Consider the following 23,253-nt stretch of genomic DNA (forward strand, 5'->3'; position numbering starts at 1 on the left):
GCTATAGTCCTTGTCCCGCAAGTATGTCCCTGCTCTTTTTGAATTCGTCATATGCACGCGCCTGCTCCTCTTCCTCCCACACCTCTCGTGCCCATATCTCTATACGGGTCAGCATACCGATCATGATCAGTTCCTTGTCTATACGAGCGTGGTTTCTGAGCGATTGTGGAATCAGGACCCGACCCTGACCGTCGAGCGGGCAGTCGACGGCCCCGCCCATGAGGTATCGCAGAAAGGAGATTACCTCCTGCTTGAACTGCGGGAGCTCGGAGACCTTTCGCTCGATCTCGTTCCATTCCCTGAGCGGATAAGCGACCAGGCATTTGTCGAAGTTGGTGATCACGAACGTCTCGTCACCGTACTTCTCGCGGCATATTTCACGGAACTTGGCGGGAATACTGACTCGTCCCTTATCCGTCATTGTGTGCTCGTATCGGCCTCGAAACATATCATACCATTTTATGCCACTTTATACCACTTAAAACCACTATATAAAAATATGTTAAGTTTGTCAAGTAAGTTTTTGATATCTAATACTTTTTTGTGAATATTACATCCGTGGGCCAAAATCCCCGGCCGGGAGAGACCGGGATAATAATGTATTTTGGCGAGCTTCGCAATAGAAGCTTTAAAAATGCTTTGTAATCGCTTGCTGTGATTAATATATTTATTCTTTAGCGCCAGCCCCGGAGAATTCGGCTCATGCCACTTTGCGCCACGGGGTCCATACGTGCGAATTGCGGGCTCCGCATTGAAATCGGAAAAAATCGAAAAACTTGGATATAATCTACTAAAATTCAGCGGGCGATGTGACGGATGCCGACCATATACATCAAGCTCAAAGACAACAGCGAAACAGTTTATTTTCAATCGATCATGGGCACTTACGCCCACATCGCCTGGGTGCGGACCGAGAACCCCTCCTCGGGCGTAATGCACGTCATTCATACGCCCGACAGTACCGGCGAAACCAGGGCGGTTCTCGACAAACTAAAAAAAGAGCTGGAATTCGAAGAGGTTGTGGAAGACGGACAGATATCAACACCGGACGCGGACAGGAATGAAGGATAAGCGGTCATTCGCCCGCTCGGCCGGGCTCATAGGGTCGCTGACGCTCCTGAGCCGCATAACGGGATACGCAAGGGACGTCGTAATGGCTTATTTCTTTGGTGCGACGGCCTTTACCGACGCATTCTGGATAGCGTTCAGGATACCTAACCTCCTCAGGAGGCTCTTCGCCGAGGGCTCCCTCACGATCTCCTTCATCCCGGTATTCACCGACACCCTCGAAAACAAATCGAAGGAAGAGGCCAAAAAGGTCTCGGACGTCGTCTTTACAATCCTCATCGTTTCCGTGTCGGTGATATCCGTCCTCGGCATCATATTTTCCCCGTACATAGTAAAGCTCTTCGCGTACGGCTTCGACCGGCCGACGTTCGAGCTCGCCGTCGGTCTCAACAGGATAATGTTCCCCTACATATTCTTCATATCGCTTACGGCCCTGGCGATGGGCGTGCTGAACTCGCTCAGGAAATTCTTCGCCCCGGCCTTTTCGCCCATTCTGCTCAACCTTGCAATGATAGGGACGATATTTCTCCTCTATAACAGGTACGAGCTGCCGATTTACGCAGCCGCCGTCGGCGTGATAATAGGCGGCGCGCTCCAGCTCGCGATACAGCTCCCGTACCTTAAGGCCAAGGGGTTTCTCTTCAGCTTCAGCGCGAATCTCCGGAACCCGGCCGTAAAGCGCATCGGTCTTCTCATCGTGCCCCAGCTTTTCGGCATGGCCGTTTACAACCTGAACCTCCTCGTAAGCTCCCAGTACGCCTCCTTCATGCAGGAAGGGACGGTCTCGTATCTCTACTTCGCCGAGAGGCTGATAGAATTCCCGCTCGGCATAATCGCCGTTTCCATCGCCACGGTCCTCCTGCCGAGCCTTTCGAGCTACGCGAGCAGGGGAGATTACGATAATTTCCACGGGACCTACACTTTCACGCTAAGGCTCATGCTGTTCATTCTCATACCGGCCCTCGCGGGTCTCATCGCTCTAAGTCTGCCGATATGCAGCGTCCTTTATCAGAGGGGCGAGTTCACTCACGAGGCGGCGATATTCACGTCCCAGACGCTCGTCGGCTACTGCTTCGGGCTCTGGGCCGTCGGGGGGCTCAGGGTTACGGCCCCCGCGTTTTACGCCATGCAGGATACGAAAACCCCGGTCGTGGTCGCCTTCTTCGCTTTCCTCCTCAACGCGGCGCTGGGGTACATTCTCGGGTTCACGCTCGGTCTCAGCCACACGGGCCTCGCGCTGGCGAACTCGGCGTCCTCCATATTCAACTTCCTCCTCCTCATTTACCTTCTCGAAAGAAGGACCGGCGAGCTCAGGGCCGGGCCGATAGTGAAGTTCGCCATACTGGTGACGGCCATATCGGCAATCGCCGCCGCTGCCGCGTGGAAGGTATCGACGTACGCCGACTGGGCTGCCCCGGATCTCACGCTCGAAAAGCTGCTCACACTCATCGCGGCGATGGCTGTGGCCGTGCTGATTTACGTCCTTCTGGCCAAGGTGTTCAGGATCGACGAGTCCCGCTACGTTTTCGCCGTGCTGAAAAGAGGAAAGCCTCCCATAGACCAGACCTAACCGCCGGCGTTCAGACGACACGCGAGCCGGGCGCCTAACGTGTGGCGCAGAAGCCGAAATTCACCGTGCCGTGCGCCCGCACTATGTTATTCCACGAAACCCCTCCGGCCGTAATCTCGCTCCCGCTCTGCGTGTAGACGGCGTTCCAGATATTCCTCATCCTGCCGTCTATCGGGAACGTCACGAGCCAGTCTACGTCCGACGCGGACGAATTCGCGACCGCAACCTCGGCGCAGTATCCCGTGCCCCAGTCGTCGTTGATGCGCACCGTCGTCGCGAGGCCTCCTCCCGGCGCGGGCGTCGGGACCGGGGTCTGGCTCGGAGTCGGCGTAGGAGCAGGCACCGGTGTCGGCGCGGGCGTGGGAACGGGCGTCGGGGCCGGTGTCGGTGACGGGCCCGTCCTGTCGGCGCAGAAGCCGAACTCTACCGCCTGGGACGGGTTTACGATATTATTCCACGAAACCCCCTCTGCAGTGACGGTGCTCCCGGACTGGCTGTACTCCGCGTTCCAGAGGTCGCGCACCGTGCCCTCGATGTCGAAGGTGACGACCCAGTCGACCGCCTGGGCGCCGTCGTTCCTGACCGTAACCCTCGCGCAATAACCAGTGCCCCAGTCGTCGTTGATGGTCACGCCCACTTCCACCCCGCCGCCGGGCTGCTCGTCACTTTCGTCGTCATCATCCACAGAGGAGCACCCCGTATCGGCCGGATAGTCGGTAAGACCGTCGCCGTCGTTGTCCTCGCTGTCAGAGCACTCGGGCTCGTCTGGCGGATTTCCGGCAGAACCGTCCATAAGCTGCGAGAGGAGATCGACCTTGTCCTGCCACACGCTCCGCCAGTCGTCCTTCAGTATGCCGCCGGTGTCGGTGCTGTTCGGATTCCACGACCAGTAGAAGAAATCGGTCATGCCCTTCTCTTCCATATAGTCTATGATCGCGTCCTGCCATGCCTTGTCCCTCGAATCGCCCCCGTGGCCGTACCTCCCGCCGAACTCGCCGATGATGACGGCATAGCCGAGGTCGTGGAGATAACCGAAGTGCATGTCCCAGATGTCGGGCATGTTGGCCGGAAAATCAGCGGCGTTGAAATATGGCTGGACGTAAACGTCGGGCCCGTAAACGTGCGGGCTGAGGACGAGCTTGTCCGCCGGGATGTCGAGCGGATAACAGCCGGCGGGCTCAAGGTTCCCGCCCCACCAGTGGCTCGTCCGGCTGCTGCACGTGGGATTGTCCTGTATGCCCTGGACGAATACGAGAATGTCCGGGTTCACGTCGAGCACCGCGCCTGCGGCCTTTTCGGCGGCTAGCTTCCAGTCCGTTGACGGATTGCCCGTTCCCCAGGTGGCCGGGCCGTGGGGCTCGTTTTTAATGTCTATACCTACAAAACTGTCCAACCCTTCGTACCTATCGGCCACGAAGACGAGGTCCGAAATCCAGTCCTCCTCGGAATAGCCGGACCAGTACCAGAGCTCGTTAATGGAGCCGCAGTCGTAGTTGTGGAAATCGAGCAGAATATAAAGCCCCCGCCTGTCGAGCTCGGCGAGCACGCGGTCGAGAATGTCGAGCGACCCGAGCCCCGGGAGGTCGGGGTTAAGGGCGTAGTTTATGCTGGATACGCCGGTGTTATCGAGCGTCGCCGGGCAGAAGGGCACCCTCACGGCCGTGAATCCGAGGCCCTTTATCTGGGCTATCATGTCCTTCCAGTTCCGGGCCCAGAGCCCGTGGACCACGTGATCCCCCGTCTCGAACCCGAACCAGTTTACGCCGTACAGATTTACCCTTTCTCCCTCTTCGTCGTAGACGCTTCCGTCCTCGACGTTATAGGCAAGGGAACTCCCCGAAAATAGACAGAGCATGGAAAATACTAGCAGTGCGGATCGCATGTATGAATGTCCTCCTCTAAGCGGATATGAGCATTAATTGCAATGCGGAATGTCTATATATAAAGAATTATAACCACGATAATCCCCGGCGTTCGATTTAGCGCACGCAACGGGATTTACAGCCGGGAGACGCACCCCCGATGCATCGCCGCGGTATAAACGGGTCCGGATCTGCAACGGACAGATATGCAGCCGGGTCTCTTGACTCTCATTTCCTATATAAAGTAATATCGGAATAACCATGGGCGGAGAAAGGCAGTCGCACGAAGACCTTCAAATGTTCGCCGAAAAGTACGAGAAGGTTCTCGCCGACGACCCTTCGTCCGTCGCCTTCATCTTCCTGGCCCAGGTCCTTTACAAGCAGGGCAAGGTGGACAAGGCCGTGAATGTATTAATAAACGGATTGAGATATAATAAGAAAAGCGTCACCGGGAGATTCCTTCTCGGGAAGATTTACTACGACAGGTGGATGATAGAGCAGGCCCGGCGGGAATTCAGAACCGTAGTCGAGCTCGCCCCCGACAACCTCGCGGCCGCCAGGACGCTCGTCGAGATATACGTGAGCGAGGAAGCCTTCGGAAAGGCGATAGAGGTGCTGAAAACAGCGAAGATGTATCACCCTCACGACGAGGCCATAGCCGCCGACATACAGGGGCTCGAAGAGCGGCTCGGCCGGAAGGAGGCGAAGGAGGCCGGTTTCCGCGCCGCGAAGGAGAGGATACAATCCTCTCTCGATAAGAAGACCGACGCCGAGCTCGCGGCCGGGGCGAAAGGCGGCGGGGAGATCGCGACCCCGACAATGGCCGGCCTCTACATCGACCAGGGCCTTTTCGAGAACGCCTGCGAGGTTCTGGAGAAAATACTCGAGAGAGAGCCCGGCAACCAGCGCGTTAAGGAAGAGCTCGAAAAGACAAGGCTCCTTCTCATAAACAAGACCGCGGGATTTTCCGCAAAGGAATGAACATATGAAAATGAGGATACTCGTAATCCACGGACCAAACCTCAACATGCTCGGGAAGCGCGAGCCCGAAATCTACGGCTCCTCGACGCTCGACGACGTAAACACGAGGCTCGGTAAAGAGGCAAAGGAGCTCGGGGCGGAAGTGGAATTCTTTCAGTCGAACTCCGAGGGCGAGATCGTGGGACGCATACAGGCCGCGATGGACTCCACGGACGGCATACTGATAAACCCCGGAGGATACACACACACGAGCGTCGCGATAAGGGACGCGATACTCTCGACGGGGCTTCCGGTCGTCGAGGCGCACATGTCGAACATCTACAAGAGAGAAGACTTCCGGCAAAAGTCCTACGTCTCGGCCGTAGCCCTGGGCGTCGTGTCCGGATTCGGCGCGGACAGCTATTCCCTCGGCCTCAGGGGGCTGGTAAATTATCTTAAAGGGAAGGCGGGAAGCTGACGCCGCCCGCTTGTCGCCGCCGCGTTTTTTACCTTCGGTTACAATATCCTTAGCCGTCTTTGCCCGAGAGATGAAAAAACACTGGTCCTTAAAAAAGGAAAATCCGAAGTTAAGAGAAAAGCTCTCGAAGGCGCTCGGTATCTTTCCCATAACCGCGCAGCTTCTTATAAACCGCGGGATAGATAACGAGGCCGAGGCTTCCCAGTTCCTTAACAGCACGCTCTTCGACCTGCCGTCGCCCTACCTCATGAAAGGAATGGACAAGGCAGTCGAGAGGATAAAAAGGGCCCTCGAAAACCGCGAGAAAATCGCCATCTACGGGGACTACGACGTTGACGGCGTGACGTCCACCGCACTCTTTTACACATTCATGAAGGGGCTCGGGGCCGACGTAACGTACTACAACCCCGACAGGATTAAGGAAGGCTACGGAGTAAACGCCGACGCCGTGAGGAAGCTCGCGCGGGGCGGCGTCACGCTCATAATCTCCGGCGACTGCGGCATAACGGCGGTGAAGGAAGTCGAGGAGGCGCGGGCTCTCGGCGTGGACTTCATAGTCACGGACCACCACAAGCCGCCCGAGGAGCTTCCGAACGCCGTATCGATACTCAACCCCCAGCTCTCCGACTGCAAATATCCCGGCAAGGGCATAACGGGCGTCGGGGTCGTCTTCAATCTGGTCATCGCCTTGAGACGCGCGCTCAGGGAGGACGGGTTCTTCGGAAGGGAAGAGCCCAACCTCGCCGAGTATCTCGACCTCGTCGCGCTCGGGACGGTTGCCGACTGCGCGCCTCTCATGGACGTAAACCGCATCTTCGTCAGGGAAGGCATAAAGAGGATGGAGAAGCCGAGGCGCATAGGCATTCAGGCGCTCAAGGAAGCGAGCAGCATAAACGGCGGCATAACGTCGTACGACCTCGGCTTTAAGCTCGGCCCGAGGATAAACGCCTCGGGCAGGCTTTCGAGCGCCGCCAAGGCCGTCGAGCTCTTCATATCCGAGAACATCGACGACGCGAGAGAGATAGCCAAAGCGCTCAGCAGGGAGAACTCAAGCAGGCAGAACATCGAGGGCGAAATACTCAGGCAGGCGCTCGCTCAGGTCGAGCTCGACCCGGCGATACTCCGCGAGAACTCGATCGTGCTCGCGTCCCGCGACTGGCACCCGGGCATCATAGGCATCGTCGCGTCGCGCATCGTCGAAAGATACGAGAGGCCGGTCATGATGATAGCCGTGGGCGAAGACGGCACCGGAAAGGGCTCGGGCAGGAGCGTAAAGGGCGTCAATATCTACGCCGCACTCTCCGAGTGCAGGGAGCTTCTCCTCCAGTTCGGCGGCCACGAGCAGGCGGCGGGAATCTCCATAAGGGAAGACAGAATCGGCGAGCTGAGGGACATGCTCGAAAGAGCTATTTCGAACATAGGCGCCGACTACAGGGCCACGCTCGACATCGACTGCGCCGTGACGCTCGACGAGATAACCGAAAGCCTCGTAACGGAGCTCGGCATGCTGGAGCCCTACGGCATCGGCAATCCTGAGCCCGTGCTCGTGGCGGAATCGGTCGAGGTCGTCTCGAAGCGCGTCTTCAAAGACAAGCACATAGGGCTCAAGGTCAGGCAGGGCGGAAGGCCCCTCGACGCCGTGTGGTTCAACGCCCCCGACGGGGCGGATATAACGGACAGGATAGACCTCGTTTTCACACCGGAATTCAACGCCTGGAACGGAAGGAAGGAAATCAGGCTGAAAATCCGGGACGCCGGCCGCTGAATCAGTATAATTTATAGTCCACTGAAAAAAATAATAAATAGAATCCGGACAAATCGACCTCCCCGGGGAGATAAGCCGGAAAGGGAGGGGTTGTCATGTCGTCACTCAAGCCGAAGCTGGAGAATCTGAATTTTCTTTACCCGATTATTATCATAGTCGTCATCGTGCTCGCCACGAGCGCATTCGTCATAGTCGAAAGCGGTCACGTGGGCGTCGTAAGGACCCTGGGCGCTGTGCAGCCCATACCGCTGCCCGAGGGCTTTCATTTGAAAAAGCCCTTTCTCGACAAAGTCGAGCAGATAGACATAAGGCTGACGAAGGCGCAGTCCAAGTCCGCCGCCGCGTCGAAGGACCTTCAGACAGTCCAGACCCAGGTAACCGTGCAGTATTCCATCACCGGGCCGACCGCCCCGCAGACGTTCCAGAAGATAGGGACGAGGGACGTCGTCGCCGCGACTATAATCGAGCCCGCCATACAGGAATCCGTAAAGGCCGTAACGGCCAAGTACACCGCCGAGCAGCTCGTAACCAAAAGGGCCGAAGTGAAGCTCGAAATACAGGAGGCCATCGAAAAATTCATCGACGTTACGCTTCAGGAAAAGGAAGTGCCGACAGCCCTCCAGATAGCGAACGTCGCCATAACGGACTTCGAATTCTCGGACGAATTCAACAGGGCTATCGAGCTCAAGGTAAAGGCCGAGCAGGAGGCCCTCCAGGCGCTTAACGAAAAGAACAAGAGGGTGACGCAGGCCGAGGCCGCCTACCAGGAGCAGAAGCTCGCGGCCGACGCCGCTGCTTACGACATAGAGGCAAGGTCCAGGGCCAAGGCCGACGCGATAGAGAGGGAGGCGAAGGCGCTCAAGAGTAACCCCGAGCTCATACAGCTCCGGCTGTCCGAGAAATGGGACGGCACCCTTCCGAAATTCACCGGCGGCGGCGCTGTGCCGTTCATCAACGTCGATTCCGCTTTAAAGGATAATCAGTAAGTGATTCCGGGGCAGCCCACGGGACGCGTGTACTGCCCTTCTAATCGGCGTACGATTCGGGATCGGGGCAGGTGCATATGAGATTCCTGTCCCCGTAAGGATTATTGATGCGCCCGACCGGGGGCCAGAACTTATTCCCGGCGACGTACGGCAGCGGGAACGCCGCCTTCGCCCGCGAATAGGGATGCTTCCAATCGTCCCCCGCTATCTCTCGAGCCGTGTGGGGGGCGTTCTTGAGGACGTTGTCCTCGCGGTCATATTCACCCGAGGCTATCTCGCGGACCTCGTTCTTTATCGAAATGAGCGCCTCGCAGAAACGGTCGAGCTCGTCAAGCGGCTCGCTCTCCGTTGGCTCTATCATCATCGTCCCGGCCACAGGCCACGATATCGTCGGCGCGTGAAAGCCGTAGTCCATGAGCCTCTTGGCGACGTCTTCCACCTCGACCCCCGCGTCCTTCTTGAACTGCCGCATGTCGAGTATGAACTCGTGCGCTACCCTGCCGCCGGGCCCGGTGTAAAGAATGTCGTAATGCTGTTCGAGCCTGGACTTCACGTAATTGGCGTTAAGGATCGCGTACTTCGTCGCGTCGGTCACGCCCTCCCCGCCGAGCATCTTTATATACGCGTACGAGACGAGCAATATCGCCGCGCTTCCCCACGGCGCCGAGGATACGGCCGATATGGATTTCTCTCCACCAATTTCGACGACCGAATGCCCGGGGAGGTACGGCGCGAGGTGCTCCGCCGCGCAAATCGGCCCCGCGCCCGGCCCGCCGCCGCCGTGCGGGATGCTGAACGTCTTGTGAAGGTTAAGGTGGCAGACGTCTGCCCCTATGACGGCCGGGCTCGTGATGCCCACCTGGGCGTTCATGTTCGCCCCGTCCATGTATATCTGCCCGCCGTTTTCGTGAACGATAGAGCAGATCTCCTTTATCCTTTCCTCGAAGACGCCGTGCGTCGAGGGGTAAGTGACCATCAAAACCGCGAGGCTGTCCCTGTGCTTTTCCGCGGCTTCACGGAGAGCGTCGACGTCTATGTTCCCGCGCTCGTCGCACGCGACCACGACCACCTTCATCCCCGCGAGCGCGGCGCTCGCCGGGTTAGTTCCGTGAGCCGAAGACGGTATCAGCGCGACGTTCCTCCCACCCTCGCCCCTGTCCCTGTAATACGCCCTTATCACCATGAGCCCGGTGTACTCCCCCTGCGCGCCGGAATTGGGCTGGAGCGAAACGGCCGGAAGGCCGGTTATTGTAGAGAGGCTCCTTTCGAGCTCGGAGAACACCTGCGCGTAGCCCTCGGCCTGTGGCAGAGGAACGAACGGATGTATGTCCGCGAACTCGGGCCACGTAACCGGAACCATCTCGGAGGTCGCGTTCAATTTCATCGTGCAGGAGCCGAGGGGAATCATCGACGTCGTCAGTGACAGGTCCTTCCCTTCGAGTTTTTTTATGTAGCGGAGCATCTTCGTTTCAGAGTGATGGCTGTTGAAAACGGGGTGCGCGAGGAAAGCGCTTTTGCGAGCGAGGGGCTCGGGATAAAGAGCCCCGTCGTCAGAGGAATCAGCGTCGGCCGCCGGGGCGGGCTTTCCCGTAAGCGTCCTCGCGAAGAGCTCCACTATCTCCTCCACGTCCTCTTCCTCCACCGTCTCGTCGAGGGATATTCCAACATGACGGTCGTCTATATATCTGAAATTAATCCCTGCGTTCTCGGCGGCGCTTTTGAGCCTGCCGAGCTTATCGCCTTGCCCGAGGTCTATCCTGAGCGTGTCGAAGTAATATTCGTTCAGCTGTTTGAACCCGAGGCGCGAAAGCCCGCTTTCGAGGTCGTGCGTCTGGAGCGCGATGCGGCGCGCTATTTCCCGGAGCCCGCTGGGGCCGTGGTAAACGGCGTACATCGACGACATTATAGCGAGGAGCGCCTGCGCCGTGCAAATATTCGACGTCGCCTTTTCGCGCCGTATGTGCTGCTCCCTCGTCTGAAGGGCCATCCTGTACGCTTGCTTGCCGTGCGAGTCTATCGAGACGCCGATTATCCTCCCGGGCACCTGCCTGGCGAACTGCTCGCGGGTAGCGAAGTACGCGGCGTGAGGGCCGCCGTATCCGAGCGGGACGCCCAGCCTCTGTGTAGAGCCGACGACGACGTCGGCCCCCTGCTCCCCGGGCGGGGTCAGGAGCGTCAGGCTCAGCATGTCGGCCGCGACTGCCGCGAGCGCGCCCGCGCCGTGGGCCTTCGATATGAATTCCGAATAGTCCTTCACTGCGCCGTCCGCGTCCGGGTATTGGACGAGCGCGCCGAAAACGCCGTCTCCGAATTCGAGCTCCTCGTGGTTTCCGATTATGACTTTTATTCCGAGTGGCTCCGCCCTCGTGAGGACAACGTCTATCGTCTGTGGGAAGCATTTTTCGGAGACGAAAAATATGGGCTCACCGCCGGAGGCAGCCTTTTTCCCGGCTGCTCTCAGCATCATCGTCATCGCCTCGGCAGTCGCGGTGCCTTCGTCGAGGAGGGATGCGTTCGCTATCTCCATGCCCGTGAGGTCGGAGACCATCGTCTGAAAATTGAGAAGCGCTTCGAGGCGGCCCTGCGATATCTCGGCCTGGTAAGGCGTATACTGCGTATACCATCCCGGGTTTTCGAGGACGTTCCGCTGGATCACGCCGGGAACGACGCAGCCGTAATACCCGAGGCCTATGTAGGATTTGAACACCCTGTTCTTTTTTGAAATCGCCCGGAGCTCGCGAAGGAGCCTGTGCTCGCTGAGGCCGGGGGGTAAATCGAGGGGCTCCTCGAGCCTTATCGACGCGGGGACCGTTTCGTCTATGAGCGCGTCCAGCGATGCCGCGCCGACCTCTTTCAGCATCGCGGACGTATCGTCCCCGCCCGGCCCTATGTGTCTTGCCGAAAACCTGTCGTATCTATCCCTTCTATTTTTCATGAAGCTGTATAACCCCGGAAGCTGCCCTTTGGTTCAGTAATGATACCCTAAATCTTTATGGTCCGGCTCGGCCGGCCGTTCGGCAATGCGAATGACAATCGCCCGGGAGACGTTCGCCCGGGCGGCAAGGGGCCGGGGAGCGGCCCCGTCGGATTATTCTTCCGATTCTTTTTCGGTGTGTTCGGTGTATTCCTCAAAGTCCATGAGGTCATTGAGCTCGCCGGGATCGTAAGGCCTTACCTTTATCATCCAGCCCTCGCCGTAAGGATCCTCGTTTATGGTCTCCGGCGCGTCGAGCAAAAGCTCGTTAACCTCTACAACGTCCCCGCTCACGGGGGCGTACACGTCAGAAACCGCCTTCGTCGATTCCACGGCGCCGAAAGGGTCTCCCTTGGTTATTTCGTCGCCCTCGCCCGGAAGCTCTATGTATACGATTTCACCGAGCGCGTCCTGGGCATAGTCGGTAATACCGATGACTATCAGATCGTCTTCGTGACGTATCCACTCGTGGTCAGAAGTGTATTGCAGATCGTCCGGTATTTGCACCATATCTTAATCTCCTTAATTAGCTTCCTTTTTATAGAAGGGAAAATCCACTACCTCGGCTTCCCTGGCCGTACCCCTGATTTCGATCCTGACCCTTCGCCTCCCGGCGGCCTCACTCTTTAAATAACCCATACCTATGGATTTATCAAGGCTCGGCGATAAAGTCCCGCTCGTAACGCTTCCGAGGACGTGGCCGTCGTTATAAATTTCGTAGCCCTGGCGAGGTATCCCGCGCTCGACCATCTCGAATCCGACGAGCCTCCGAGTAAGCCCTTCATCGAGCGATTTCCTGAGCACGTCCCTTCCGATAAAATCCCCGCTTTCGAGTTTTATATATCTCCCGAGGCCGGCTTCGAGCGGGTTCGTGTGCTCGTCTATCTCGTGGCCGTAAAGCGGATAGGCCATCTCTATCCTGAGAGTGTCGCGCGCTCCGAGGCCGCACGGCTTTATGCCGTAATCGCGCCCCGCTTCCATGAGGCTCTCCCAGAGGGCCGGGCCGTCGTCCCACGGGAGAAATATCTCGTAACCGTCCTCGCCCGTGTAACCAGTCCTGGCCACTATCATTTCGGCCCCCTTCCACTCAAACAGCCCGAAGCGGAATCTCCCGACTTCCGGGAGGCCGTCTCCGAGGAGCTTTCCGAGTATCTCGCCGGAACGCGGCCCCTGTATGGCTATCTGCGAGTACTCGCGGCTCCTGTCGTCTACTTTAACGTCGAAGCCGGCGGATTCGGATTTTATCCATTCGTAGTCCTTGGCCGTGTTCGACGCATTCACGCAGAATAAAAATTCGCCCTCCGAAAACTTGTAAATGATGACGTCGTCCACGACGCCGCCCTCGCGGTTACAGAGGAGCGTATACTGCGCCTGAAATTCCTTTACGGCTTCTACGTCGTTCGTCGTCAGCCACTGCGTAAAGGCCTTTGCCCCGGGGCCCGTGACGAAAATCTCGCCCATGTGGCTGACGTCGAAGAGCCCGGCCGACGACCTTACAGCCCTGTGCTCTTCCCTTATGCCCTCGTACTGGACGGGCATCTCCCACCCGGCGAATTCGACTATTTTTGCGCCGAGGTTCTTATGAATATCGTATAAGGCCGTTCTGCTCATGGTAATTGTTTAACAACACAAACGGGGGTTGTCAATAACAGCAGGGGGAATAGCGGGAGCCGCAAGCGGGCGGCGGCGAATATAGGAGAAAAGACAAACCGTTTCGGAAGAAAATTGAGGGAAAAGAGTATACGAGCGGCCGCGGGGCGGAAAGTCACACAGGGATTCAGTCGCCCGAAATTATCCTCACGCTTTCGCGCCTGGCCGCCGGCACGAGCTCTATGTCGTTTACGTAATTATCGACCCCGTCCTCGTCGGTCCATACGTAGATCGTTCCGCTCCCCGACGGTTGTCCGGCGGGGTTGTATGCGCCGGGGGCATAATCGGAATATACCTCGACGTCCTCGTATGTCTGCACATTATTGGACGGCCCGGGCTTCGCGAGACCCCGGTTGACCTCTATGTTACTTTCCCTGGAGAGCGTAGTGCCGAGCGTGGTGCCGTATCCCAGAGGATGCTCGGGATCGGAGTAGGAATAATCGTTCGGATAGTAATACCCGTAATAGCCGTATACGGGGAAGAGCGGATTAGGGAAGTAGGGAGACTTTTTGTGACGCCCGTGACGGCCGACGCCGTGCTTGCCGCTTCCCTTCTTATGCCCCCCGCCCTTACTTTGAACCGAGGGGGCTTTTCCTTTAGGCGCGGACGTGACCTTTTCGGATTTTCCGGATTTCATCCCTATCTTGCCGCCGGCCTCGGCGGCGTAAAACGCCCCGCTCAGTGAAAAGATCATAAGAAATGAAAGGAAATAATATCCCATGCAATAACCCCCGAAATATTATACAGCGCACGGGACGCTAAATGAAATATTTATCAATTGAACGAGCTATCGCCCGTTGCGTGGCGTATAATCGCCGCCTTTCCCCTGCAGGCGGGGTATTATCCATGTTCTTTCGGTAACAGGAGCCCGCGCAGGACCCGGGACGTCCCCCGGCGGCTCACCATTAATTAACCCGATTATCCCCACGGCATAAGTACAAAATGGTGCAAAATTGATTTATGATACTCATAACTCTCCATGCTACGATTATATGAATTGGCAAAAGTTTACGTGGAACGTAGTTACATTACTCATTCTCGCTGTAGGGTTAATTAACCTTATCTGTCTCATATACTTATTGTTGCCCCGTTATTCTGAAGAGGGCATTCGTGTTCAGGATATTTCTACTCAGATTGGAATTACACAGTTAGTGTTCTCTGCATTGGGAATTGGAATCGCAGTATTGGGTTTTTTGGGCTATAAGAACATAAAAGAGTCCGCCGTTGAAACTGTGCAAAAGATCACAGATAAGGATAGTAAAAAGGCGAATAAAAAATTTGCAGAGGATATAGAAATTATGGTGCGCAACGAATTGTCCAGACAGCTTGATAACCGACTTAAGGCAAGCATAGGACAGGTTGAAGCTGTAAGATCAGAAAGTGATCTTGGTAGTTCGGAGAACTAGAGAGAGGGGCAAATAAATGAGCAAATTGAGTTATGAGCAAAAAATGGACATTATAGAAAAGTATCAAAAAAAAGGTGCTCCGATTCATGTTGTTCCCATAGCTCACGAAATGGGCATTAATGTATATAAAGCAGAATATGGTGACGATAATATTTCTGGGAATATTGTACGTGAGGATGGGAATGAAGGGGATAGCGGTTATGCTATATATGTCAACAAGAACCATTCTTACGAAAGAAGGAGATTTACAATAGCACACGAACTAGCGCATTTTATACTACATGAAGATAAAATAGGCGATGGAATATTTGATGATGCGCTTTACAGAAGTGGATTAAGCAATAAATTAGAGGTGGAGGCGAACAAACTAGCAGCAGATATTTTAATGCCATTTTCATTGCTTGTTCCTAAAATTGAAGGAGGCATAATCAATATTAATAAACTAGCCAAAGAATTTGAAGTATCTACACAGGCTATGTCGATTAGGTTAGGGGTGCCTCAATAAAATGAGCGAGATTACTCTCAAACAAGCTATAGACAAAAATAAAATAGACAAATTCATCTCTCAGAACAAAGAGAAAATTGGGGATAAAAACGTATTCGATTCAACTTTACGGTCTATGACTAATAACTCGAAATCAACTCGTCAAACATCCTCTGAGGATTCTTCCGAGAATTAAACCTGTATTCAAATTCCCTTACGTAATCCTGTAGATACTTCCCGGATACATGAATATGCGTTCCTCTAATGGACAGTTTTAATCTAGCCCAGAAACTCTCTACGGCGTTTACGTGACACGTCTCCCTTACGTACTCTTTGATTCCGTGGTTAACCGTACTATGCTTAAAGCCCTTCTTGTTCAAACCCTGATAAGACGTTAACTCGTCGGTGTGTATTTCGCTTCCAGCCTTTACATTGGTTTCGATAATGGTGTGAAGGGTTTTCTTTTTGATATTCGGAACCACTTTTGCTATAACCTCACCATCCCTTTGAACCATCCCCATTACGATTGTTTTTCCTTGCGCGCCGCGTCCTCTTTTGCCTTGCTTGTGACCACCGATGTAAGTGTCGTCAATCTCTACCACGCCGGATAGCTGATCGTCATCGTCAACTTTACCCATATGCTTGCGGATTTCCTTCGCCATTCGCCAAGCGCATTTGTACGTTACACCGAGTTGCCTTTCAAGCTCCTTTGCAGAAACGCCGCTCCGGGTTGTGGTGAATAGATAGATAGCATAAAACCAAAGCTGTAAGGGTGTTCTGGAGCTTTCAAATGGCGTTCCTACGCAGGGGTAAAGATGATGTCCACACCATTGGCAGGCATAAGCCCTTTGACTGCTTACCCGTGAGTAGTTGGTATCTCTATCGCACTTATCGCAATGACTAGATTTCCCGTATCTCACGGTCATTATATGGTCTAAACAAACATCATCATTCGGGAACGTGCTGAAGAACTCTTTAATAGTCATGTTTTTCATGGTATTTATATTATAGCTAGTATATATACTTATGTCAAGGGGATAATCGGGTTAATTAATCCCTCCGAACAAGAAACATCCGAATGCTTTTTCCGGCCCCGGCGTATAAACATTATAATGGGCTCATTCGTGGCCGAAATTCCTTCCGGAGGTGCGACAGGGCAATCTTCTCGAATGATTCATGCAGGTTAAGAATGTTTAAACGAATCTGAAACCATTTCATGATCGTACTGGTTTATAGGTATAAGATCAGACGAGACGGGCATTGAAATTATCCCGTCTGGCGAGATGACCTGAAGGAGGCCAATGATGCTAAAAAAGCCTGAATTTTCCAACATGTTCGACGACTTCGGCCACGGTCAGGCCGAAATGGTGGACGACTTCGGCGGCGACGAATTGGAGGAAATAGACGATTACCTCGAAGAAGAAACCGAAGAGACCGCCGAGGCGGAGGAAAACGAAAACCGCAATATTAAAACCAATCGAGAAGAGGTAAACCAGGATCTCCGGCTTGTAAACGCCTATTTCAAGGAAGTCAGCACGGAGACGCTCCTCGCCCCGAACGAGGAAGCCCACGTCGCGGCGAAGATAAAATGCTGCGAGGACAGGGCGACGAGCATCCGTAAAAAAATAGAAAAACTCCTTGGCAAGAGGCTGGGCAATGAGCCTGAAAAGCTCGACAATGCGATAAGCGGGTTTTACAGCCGCGATACCCGGGCCATGACGGCCGACGAAAAAAATAAGTACACCGAGACCTGCGGACAGCTGAGCACGCTTGCCGGCCTTCACAGGGTATATCAGAAAAAGGGATTCGAGCTCAGGAACAGGTTTATAAAAGCCAACCTAAGGCTCGTGGCCAGCATGGCGAAGAGATTCGCCGGAAGGGGCGTCCCGTTCCTCGACCTCATCCAGGAAGGGAACCTAGGCCTCATAAAGGCCGTCGAGAGGTTCGATCACAGGAAGGGTTACAGGTTCTCGACGTACGCCTGCTGGTGGATCAACCAGGCGATGACGAGGGGCGTCTTCAACCAGACCCGCACCGTGAAAATGCCGGCATATCTGCTCGAAAAGGCCGGGAAGGTACGGCACGTGAAGAGGGAGCTTACGCGCGAGAACGAAAGGGAGCCGCTCCCCGAGGAGATCGCCGAGAAGGCCGAGATGAGCGTCGAGAACGTCAGGAGAATTCTCGAGTCCGGCACGAACAAGGTCGTAAGGCTCGATACCCCGATATGGAACGGCGAGAAGGCCACCTTCCTCGATTACGTAGAGGATTCGGGTGCGCTCAAGATCGATTCCCTCATAGCCGAGATATCCATACCGGGGAATATTAACGACGCCCTTCTCATACTCCCGATAAGGGAGCGCGAGGTAGTGAAGATGAGGTTCGGTATAGGATACGAATGCCCCTACACCCTCGACGAGATAGGCAGGAAGTTCCGACTCACGAGGGAAAGGATAAGACAAATAGAAAAGAAGGCCCTCGACAGGATAAGGAGGTCGAAGTCGGCCCCCGTCCTCAGGAGCCTCATGGAAGTATACAACTGACCATCCTCCTTTGCCGGCGCGCTACGATTCGATGATTCGCAGCGCGCCGGTTTTTACTTTCCTCCCTCACTTTAATTATTAGGACAAACCCTCCTATCGGTTTTAAGTGCCCGCCGTATGTTATCCTTTTCCGAATCTCGGATGAAATCGAACGACATCCATCCCGTAATAGACGCTCTCTCGAAGGCGGCCCCGTCGTGGGACGTCCCCGCCGTAACGCTCGTCGCCGAAACATCGCGCGACCCGTTCAGGGTGCTGATATCTACGGTCCTCAGCCTGAGGACGAAAGACGAAACTACGGCCGCCGCGTCACGGAGGCTCTTCGCCCTCGCCGATAACCCGGCCGATATGCTCAGGCTTAGCGAGGACAAAATTGCCAAGGCGATATATCCCGTCGGGTTTTACAGGGTAAAGGCCCGTAACGTGCTCGACATATGCCGGACGCTCGTAGAAAATTACGGCTCGCGGGTCCCGGACGACCTGGACGAGCTCCTAAAGCTTAAAGGCGTCGGCAGGAAGACGGCTAACCTCGTTCTGACGCTCGGCTACGGTAAGCCCGGCATCTGCGTCGATACGCACGTGCACAGGATTTCGAACCGGCTCGGATACATAAAGACCAAGAACCCGCTCGACACCGAAATGGCGCTCAGAAAAAAGCTCCCCCGAAAATACTGGATAGACTACAACAGCCTCCTGGTTGCCTTCGGACAGCACCTTTGCAAGCCCATATCCCCCATGTGCACGCTCTGCCCCGTCTCAGAATGGTGCGACAGGGTGGGCGTCGGCAAAAGCAGGTAAGCCCGCCCCTTTTAATCCGTTTTTACGCGGCAAACGTTGACTATCGCCCTGTTCCACATATACTTCATGTACCTCGAATTAAAGCTCAGTCGCCTATTTATCCGGGAGGTTTTATCAGCTTGGAGACTGTATTATTCTATCTGTTCGCGGCGCTTGCCGTGGCGGGCGCTCTCCTCGTAATCGTTCACAAGAATCCGGTATCGAGTGCCGTATCCCTCGTTCTGACCCTCTTCGCGACGGCTGTTCTTTTCGTGCTCCTTTCGGCGCACTTCGCGGCCGCGATACAGATACTGGTCTACGCGGGCGCAATAATGGTGCTCTTTCTTTTCACCGTCATGTTCCTCAATCTAAAACCCGGTGCGCTCGATTTCGACTCCAAAGACATGGCGTTTAAGGGCAGCCTCATCCTGGCAGGGCTCTTTTTCGTCGGTTATTTCGCCATTCTGGCCTATGGTATGGCGTTTCCGGGCGGCGGGACGGCGGCCCTTCCCGAAGGGTTCGGCACGGTAGAGGGGGTGGGAATGATGTTGTTTACGGACTACCTGCTTCCGTTCGAGCTTACGTCCGTCCTCATTCTCGCCGCGATCATAGGCGTCGTCGCGATCGCCAAAAGGAGGGAGAGCTGAGATGTCCGGCATAACTCCCGAGCACTACTTCGTGCTTAGCGCAATACTTTTTGTCATAGGGGCCTTCGGTGTCATAGCCAGGAAGAACCTTATAATCGTTCTCATGTCGCTCGAGCTCATGCTGAATGCCGCGAATCTCGCCTTCATCGCCTTTTCGAGGGTCCACGGCAACATGACAGGGCACATATTCATGATAATGTCGATCACGGTCGCCGCGGCCGAGGTGGCCGTCGGGCTCGCGCTCGTCGTGGCCGTCTATTCGCACAAGGATTCGCTTAACGTAGATATATTAAAGATGCTTAAGGGCTGACGCACAGATGATACTCTGGATTATTCTCATACCGCTTCTCGGGGCCGCTTTCAACGGGCTCCTCTTCGCTTCGGGCCTTTGGAAAAAGGTTCTCAAGGGCGACGAGCACACGGAGAAGAGGATAGTAAGCCTGGTCGGCTGCGGCGTCGTGCTGGTGTCGGCGCTCATTTCGACGGCGCTCTTCACGAAGCTCCTTTCGATGGAGCCGGGCCAGCGCCGGATAATCCAGGAGCTCTTCGTATGGATACCGTCGGGCTCGTTCACCGTGAGCTTCGATTTTCTCTTCGACACGCTTTCCTGCATAATGGCGCTCGTGGTAACATGGATAGGCTTTCTCATACACGTCTACTCGACCGGGTACATGCACGACGACAGGGCCTACGCCAAGTATTTCATGTACCTCAATATTTTCATATTTTTCATGCTCGTACTCGTCCTCGGCAACAGCTTCCCGCTCATGTTCGTCGGCTGGGAGGGCGTCGGGCTCGCGTCTTATCTCCTGATAGGATTCTGGTACGAGAACCCGGACAACGCCGACGCCGGGCGGAAGGCGTTCGTCGTCAACAGGATAGGCGACTTCGGATTTCTCCTCGGAATATTCCTTATATTCTACGTCTTCGGCTCGGTAGGCTATCAGGAAGTCTTCGGAAAGGCGCTCGACCCAGTATTCATGAGCGGAGTACCGGCAGCCGTGATAACCGCCATAGCGCTGCTGCTTTTTGTCGGAGCCGTGGGCAAATCGGCGCAGATACCGCTTTACGTGTGGCTCCCGGACGCCATGGCCGGCCCTACGCCCGTGAGCGCGCTCATACACGCCGCCACGATGGTCACGGCCGGCGCATACATGGTGGCCAGGTGCAGCGCTATATTCTCCCAGTCCGCAACGGCGCAAATGGTAGTCGTAACGGTAGCGGTTCTGACGTCCTTCCTCGCGGCGACAATAGCACTAACACAGAACGACATTAAAAAGGTCCTCGCATACTCGACGATAAGCCAGCTCGGCTACATGTTCATGGGCATAGGAGTCGGCGCGTATACCGCAGGGCTCTTTCACCTGGTCACGCACGCGTTCTTCAAGGCCCTCCTCTTCCTGGGATCGGGAAGCGTCATACACGCACTTTCCGGCGAGCAGGACATAAGGCACATGGGAGGCCTGAGGAAATACATCCCGACGACAGCGATAACGTTCCTCATAGGCACGCTCGCGATAGCCGGCGTCCCGCTGCTCTCGGGCTTTTTCAGTAAGGACGGCATACTCGGGCAGGTCTACGACAGGGGCTATGCGCTTCACTGGCTCCTGGCGCTGATCACGGTCGTCCTCACGGCCGTGTACATGGTGAGGCTCTACCTACTCACCTTCGAAGGCAAAACGAGGATGACCGAGGAAGTGAAACATCATGTGCACGAGTCGCCCTTCTCGATGACGATACCCCTCATGATACTCGCCGTCCTGTCCATATTCGGCGGATATCTGGGAGTGCCCGAGTTCATGGGAGAGCTCGTCGGCATTCACGGATCGAACCTCTTCGACAAGTTCGTCTCGCCGGCGATACTGCTCGATAATTTCGTCTCGACGGGGCACCATCTCCTCGATCACGAAACCCTGCTTATACTGTCCATCGCGGCGGCCGCTACGGGTATTGTCATCGCGTATTATCTCTACTCCGTAAAGCCGGGGACGGCGGACAAGATAGCGGCCGACAGGAACATCGAGCCGCTCTACAACCTTTCCTACAACAAGTGGTACGTAGACGAGCTCTACGACTACATCATAGTCCAGCCCTTCAGGTATCTCTCCAATCTCGCCGCCTGGTTCGATACGAAGTTTATCGACGGGGCGGTGAACGGCGTCGCGAATATACTGAGGGAGGCGGCCCTCACGCTCCAGGCCGCGCAGACCGGCGTACTAAGGAGCTACGCCACACTCATGGCCGTAGGCGCCCTCGCGATACTCGTCTTCATAGTCCTCTGGCAGAAATTCTGATACCCCCCTCGTTTAAGCACGAACAGCGGCGCAACGCGTACACGCCCGGTACCGGCATACAGGGGAGCCATCGTTCCGGCATATTTGTCCCACGGTAATCGTGGGCCGGTGAGAGGCTGCATGTCCCTCAAGGGTGGGGGGAGGTTGAGCCCGTCGCCGGTTATATCCGCGTCAGCTTAAAAGAGAGGTTCGGGCAAAAAAAAGCGGCGGCCTTTTTCAAGACCGCCGCCTGCATCATCCGGTTTTTTCCATTCCTGGTTATAGCGACCGATTACACGTCGAAGTACATCTTGAACTCGTACGGTACGGGCCTCAGCTTGATCGGGTTAACTTCCTTGTCGGTCTTGTATTCGATCCAGGTCTCGATGACGTCCTCGGTGAATACGTCGCCCTTGAGCAGGAATTCGTGGTCCGCCTCCAGGGCTTCAAGAGCGCCTTCGAGCGAGCCGGGAACGTTCGGAATCCCCGCGAGCTCCTCCGGCCCGAGAGCGTAAATGTCCTTGTCCAGCGGCTCTCCGGGGCTGAGCTTCTTCTCTATGCCGTCGAGGCCGGCCATGAGCATCGCCGAAAAGGTGAGGTAGCCGTTACACGACGGGTCGGGGAACCTGCACTCGAGCCTCTTTGCCTTAGGGCTCGGCGAATACATGGGGATCCTGACCGAGGCGCTCCTGTTCCTTGCCGAGTAGGCGAGGTTCACAGGGGCTTCGAAGCCCGGTACGAGCCTCCTGTAGGAGTTCGTGGTCGGGTTCGAGAACGCGCATATGGCCCTTGCGTGCTTGAGTATGCCGCCGATGTAATTCATGGCGAGGTCGCTCATGCCCGCGTAGCCGTTTCCGGCGAAGAGCGGCTTGTCCTTCTTCCATATCGACTGGTGAACGTGCATACCCGAGCCGTTATCCTCGAAGAGGGGCTTGGGCATGAAGGTCACGGTCTTGCCGAACTGCCTGGCCACGTTCTTGATGACGTATTTGTACCACATCATCTGGTCGCCCATCTGTATGAGCGGGGCGAAGCGCATGTCGATTTCGCACTGTCCTGCCGTCGCCACTTCGTGGTGATGGGCCTCGATGCTTATGCCGAGTTTTTCGAGCAGGCTCACCATCTCGGAGCGCATGTCCTGGAGCGAGTCGGTCGGCGGCGTCGGGAAGTAGCCTTCCTTGTGCCTCGGCTTGTAGCCGAGGTTGGGGTTCTCGTCCCTGCCGGAGTTCCATATGCCTTCCGTGGAATCGACGAAGTAGTAGCCGGAGTTCGAAGTCTGGTCGTACCTTACGTCGTCGAAAATGAAGAACTCGAGCTCGGGGCCGAAGAACGCCGTGTCGCCGATACCCGTGCTCTTGAGGTATGCCACGGCCTTCTTGGCTATGTTCCTGGGGTCGCGCGAGTAGGGCTCGCGCGTAATGGGATCGACGATGTCGCATATGACAGCGAGAGTCGGGTGCGTCATGAAAGGATCGATTCTCGCGGTTTCGGCGTCGGGTATCATGAGCATGTCGCTCGCGTGAATCGACTGCCATCCGCGAATACTGGAGCCGTCGAACCCGAGACCTTCTTCAAACGTGCCGGCCGATAGCTCGTGCGACGGAACGCTGAAATGCTGCCAGGTGCCGATAAAGTCCAGGAATCTCAAGTCTATAAATTCGATATTGTTGTCCTTAATAAGCTTTAAAACATCTGCCGGTTTCTTCGGAAGCATATCCTCTCCTCCTGCTCCTTTGCTTTTAGACTTACTTGTAGTGGGCATTACGTTATAGCTCCTCCTGTTGTTATTATTGTCTTTGTATCACTTGTAAAG

At 55.6% G+C, this 23,253-nt stretch carries 21 protein-coding genes; 13 read left to right on the plus strand and 8 right to left on the minus strand.

Going from position 1 to position 23,253, the window contains the following annotated elements; all coding sequences use genetic code 11:
* Nucleotide 1 precedes the first annotated feature (1 nt).
* Entirely contained in the window at nt 2-448 is a 447-nt protein-coding gene (mraZ, locus tag PKC29_07420; GenBank protein HML95244.1) for a division/cell wall cluster transcriptional repressor MraZ, read from the minus strand.
* A gap of 368 nt (nt 449-816) precedes the next feature.
* Here mraZ and PKC29_07425 point away from each other — a divergent pair, with 368 nt between their 5' ends.
* Together PKC29_07425 and murJ are read left to right on the plus strand one after the other, a co-directional pair.
* Nucleotides 817-1,071, plus strand: coding sequence for a DUF4911 domain-containing protein (locus PKC29_07425; GenBank protein HML95245.1), 255 nt, complete (start codon nt 817-819; stop codon nt 1,069-1,071).
* Nucleotides 1,061-2,638: a murein biosynthesis integral membrane protein MurJ gene (gene murJ, locus PKC29_07430; GenBank protein HML95246.1), complete on the plus strand. Its 1,578-nt coding sequence runs from the start codon at nt 1,061-1,063 to the stop codon at nt 2,636-2,638. Before PKC29_07425 ends, murJ begins: the two co-directional genes overlap by 11 nt.
* A gap of 34 nt (nt 2,639-2,672) precedes the next feature.
* Here the strand turns inward: murJ and PKC29_07435 are convergent, their stop codons facing one another.
* The gene (locus tag PKC29_07435; protein ID HML95247.1) at nt 2,673-4,520 is read right to left on the minus strand and encodes a cellulase family glycosylhydrolase; all 1,848 of its coding nucleotides are present in this window, start codon (nt 4,518-4,520) and stop codon (nt 2,673-2,675) included.
* 241 nt (nt 4,521-4,761) lie between these two features.
* On the opposite strand from PKC29_07435, the gene PKC29_07440 reads away from it, so the two are divergent.
* From PKC29_07440 to PKC29_07455, 4 genes are all read left to right on the plus strand, one after another.
* Entirely contained in the window at nt 4,762-5,481 is a 720-nt protein-coding gene (locus tag PKC29_07440) for a hypothetical protein (GenBank protein ID HML95248.1), read from the plus strand.
* Nucleotides 5,482-5,491: 10 nt separating this feature from the next.
* On the plus strand, nt 5,492-5,938 hold the full coding sequence (gene aroQ / locus PKC29_07445) for a type II 3-dehydroquinate dehydratase (GenBank protein ID HML95249.1): 447 nt from the start codon (nt 5,492-5,494) through the stop codon (nt 5,936-5,938).
* A gap of 70 nt (nt 5,939-6,008) precedes the next feature.
* Nucleotides 6,009-7,703, plus strand: a complete 1,695-nt coding sequence (gene recJ / locus PKC29_07450; GenBank protein HML95250.1) for a single-stranded-DNA-specific exonuclease RecJ — start codon at nt 6,009-6,011, stop codon at nt 7,701-7,703.
* Nucleotides 7,704-7,798: 95 nt separating this feature from the next.
* A complete protein-coding gene (locus PKC29_07455) occupies nt 7,799-8,689 on the plus strand; it encodes a prohibitin family protein (protein HML95251.1) in 891 nt (296 codons plus the stop codon).
* A gap of 40 nt (nt 8,690-8,729) precedes the next feature.
* Here the strand turns inward: PKC29_07455 and gcvP are convergent, their stop codons facing one another.
* The 4 genes from gcvP to PKC29_07475 all read right to left on the minus strand — a co-directional run bounded on the left by gcvP (nt 8,730) and on the right by PKC29_07475 (nt 14,034).
* Nucleotides 8,730-11,624, minus strand: coding sequence for an aminomethyl-transferring glycine dehydrogenase (gene gcvP, locus PKC29_07460; GenBank protein HML95252.1), 2,895 nt, complete (start codon nt 11,622-11,624; stop codon nt 8,730-8,732).
* A 153-nt stretch (nt 11,625-11,777) separates the two neighbouring features.
* Nucleotides 11,778-12,173 carry a glycine cleavage system protein GcvH gene (gene gcvH, locus PKC29_07465; protein ID HML95253.1) on the minus strand — a complete coding sequence of 132 codons (396 nt, stop codon included), beginning with the start codon at nt 12,171-12,173 and terminating at the stop codon, nt 11,778-11,780.
* A gap of 12 nt (nt 12,174-12,185) precedes the next feature.
* Complete coding sequence (gene gcvT, locus PKC29_07470) at nt 12,186-13,274, minus strand: glycine cleavage system aminomethyltransferase GcvT (protein HML95254.1); 1,089 nt, start codon at nt 13,272-13,274, stop codon at nt 12,186-12,188.
* Between the two features lie 166 nt (nt 13,275-13,440).
* A complete protein-coding gene (locus PKC29_07475; GenBank protein HML95255.1) occupies nt 13,441-14,034 on the minus strand; it encodes a hypothetical protein in 594 nt (197 codons plus the stop codon).
* Nucleotides 14,035-14,305: 271 nt separating this feature from the next.
* Here PKC29_07475 and PKC29_07480 point away from each other — a divergent pair, with 271 nt between their 5' ends.
* On the plus strand, nt 14,306-14,719 hold the full coding sequence (locus PKC29_07480; protein HML95256.1) for a hypothetical protein: 414 nt from the start codon (nt 14,306-14,308) through the stop codon (nt 14,717-14,719).
* Nucleotides 14,720-14,762: 43 nt separating this feature from the next.
* Complete coding sequence (locus tag PKC29_07485) at nt 14,763-15,224, plus strand: ImmA/IrrE family metallo-endopeptidase (GenBank protein ID HML95257.1); 462 nt, start codon at nt 14,763-14,765, stop codon at nt 15,222-15,224.
* 119 nt (nt 15,225-15,343) lie between these two features.
* Here the strand turns inward: PKC29_07485 and PKC29_07490 are convergent, their stop codons facing one another.
* On the minus strand, nt 15,344-16,198 hold the full coding sequence (locus PKC29_07490; GenBank protein ID HML95258.1) for an IS1595 family transposase: 855 nt from the start codon (nt 16,196-16,198) through the stop codon (nt 15,344-15,346).
* Between the two features lie 309 nt (nt 16,199-16,507).
* On the opposite strand from PKC29_07490, the gene PKC29_07495 reads away from it, so the two are divergent.
* The 5 genes from PKC29_07495 (at nt 16,508) to nuoL (ending at nt 21,461) form a co-directional block, all read left to right on the plus strand.
* Nucleotides 16,508-17,743: a sigma-70 family RNA polymerase sigma factor gene (locus tag PKC29_07495; GenBank protein HML95259.1), complete on the plus strand. Its 1,236-nt coding sequence runs from the start codon at nt 16,508-16,510 to the stop codon at nt 17,741-17,743.
* A gap of 141 nt (nt 17,744-17,884) precedes the next feature.
* On the plus strand, nt 17,885-18,541 hold the full coding sequence (nth, locus tag PKC29_07500; GenBank protein ID HML95260.1) for an endonuclease III: 657 nt from the start codon (nt 17,885-17,887) through the stop codon (nt 18,539-18,541).
* Nucleotides 18,542-18,660: 119 nt separating this feature from the next.
* Nucleotides 18,661-19,167, plus strand: a complete 507-nt coding sequence (locus tag PKC29_07505) for an NADH-quinone oxidoreductase subunit J (GenBank protein HML95261.1) — start codon at nt 18,661-18,663, stop codon at nt 19,165-19,167.
* Between the two features lie 10 nt (nt 19,168-19,177).
* The gene (nuoK, locus tag PKC29_07510; GenBank protein HML95262.1) at nt 19,178-19,477 is read left to right on the plus strand and encodes an NADH-quinone oxidoreductase subunit NuoK; all 300 of its coding nucleotides are present in this window, start codon (nt 19,178-19,180) and stop codon (nt 19,475-19,477) included.
* A gap of 7 nt (nt 19,478-19,484) precedes the next feature.
* On the plus strand, nt 19,485-21,461 hold the full coding sequence (gene nuoL, locus PKC29_07515; protein HML95263.1) for an NADH-quinone oxidoreductase subunit L: 1,977 nt from the start codon (nt 19,485-19,487) through the stop codon (nt 21,459-21,461).
* Nucleotides 21,462-21,732: 271 nt separating this feature from the next.
* Here the strand turns inward: nuoL and glnA are convergent, their stop codons facing one another.
* Nucleotides 21,733-23,154, minus strand: coding sequence for a type I glutamate--ammonia ligase (glnA, locus tag PKC29_07520; protein ID HML95264.1), 1,422 nt, complete (start codon nt 23,152-23,154; stop codon nt 21,733-21,735).
* Between the last annotated feature and the right edge of the window lie 99 nt (nt 23,155-23,253).

This window comes from Thermodesulfobacteriota bacterium (assembly GCA_035325995.1).
Lineage (GTDB): Bacteria > Desulfobacterota_D > UBA1144 > Nemesobacterales > UBA2774 > JADLGH01.